General features: G+C 61.0%; 1 protein-coding gene and 1 pseudogene. One reads left to right on the top strand and one right to left on the bottom strand.

Going from position 1 to position 1250, the window contains the following annotated elements; genetic code table 11:
* Window positions 1–33 precede the first annotated feature (33 nt).
* Window positions 34–879, top strand: a pseudogene (locus A2I95_RS39485) (ABC transporter permease); the annotation flags it as partial.
* Window positions 880–1004: 125 nt separating this feature from the next.
* Here A2I95_RS39485 and A2I95_RS39490 read toward each other — a convergent pair.
* Window positions 1005–1250 (bottom strand): peptidoglycan-binding domain-containing protein (locus A2I95_RS39490; RefSeq protein ID WP_291737810.1); only part of this gene is annotated, 246 nt, incomplete at its 5' end.

Raw genomic sequence — 1250 nt, forward strand, 5'->3', positions numbered from 1 at the left:
TAACGTGAAGCTGGGATAACGGACATGAGCGCACTTCCTCCTTATGCAACCACCGGCCAGCGTGCCTGGTACTATTCTTTCCGGGTCATCTGCGGATTGGTGTTCTTCTTCCTGATCGCGCCGATCGTGGTGATCATCCCGCTCAGCTTCAACGCGCAGGACTTCTTCACGTTCACGCCGGAAATGCTGCGGCTGGATCCCGAAGGATATTCGCTGAAACACTACCGCGACTTCTTCAGCAATGACTCCTGGCAGTCCGCGATGTGGAACTCGCTGAAGATCGCGCCGATGGCGACCATTGTCTCGGTCACTTTCGGCACGCTCGCCGCCATCGGCCTCAGCCAGCCGCATGTGCCGTTCCGCCGGGCAATCATGGCGATCCTGATCTCGCCGATGATCGTGCCGCTGATCATCTCCGCTGCGGGCATGTATTTCTTCTACAGCCGTATTGGCCTGCAGGGGACCTACATTGGTGTGGTGCTGGCGCACGCGGCGCTGGGCATTCCGTTTGTGATCATCACGGTGACCGCAACCCTGGTCGGCTTTGACCGTTCCCTGACCCGCGCCGCGGCCAATATGGGTGCGGATCCGGTCACCACCTTCTTCCGGGTGCAAATGCCGCTGATCCTGCCCGGGGTTATTTCGGGCGGCCTGTTTGCCTTCATCACCTCTTTTGACGAAGTTGTCGTGGTGCTCTTTGTTGGTTCAGCCGGGCAGAAGACGTTGCCTTGGCAGATGTTCATCGGCTTGCGTGAGCAGATTTCGCCAACCATTCTGGCTGTGGCAACCCTGCTGGTTGCGATCTCCATCATGCTGCTGGCTGCGGTAGAGATGCTGCGCCGCCGCTCCGAGCGCCTGCGCGGCATGTCCCCCGGCTGATCTGATTGCCTGACCTTCAAACCAGCAAAGGCCCCGCAAAGCGGGGCCTTTCCCTTGTTCATCTGGCGAAAAATATCCCGGGGGTGAATTGGCCGTAAGGCCAAGAGGGGGCTGGCCCTCTCCTGCTACCGCAGGTCTTCCAGCAGCCTTGGTGAGGCATATCCGTCCGGCGTCAGGCCTTTGGCGACCTGATAGGCACGCACCGCGCCAATGGTCTTTGGCCCGATCTTGCCATCAATGCCCTCGGTGTCAAAACCCGCCCGGGTCAGCCGCTGCTGCATCTCTTCCCGTTCGGACAGGGTCAGGGCCCGGTCGCTGCGCGGCCAGTTGCCCTGGATCGGCGCGCCGCCCTTGATCCGGTCGGCCAGATG

It is taken from the genome of Leisingera sp. F5 (assembly GCF_001593695.1).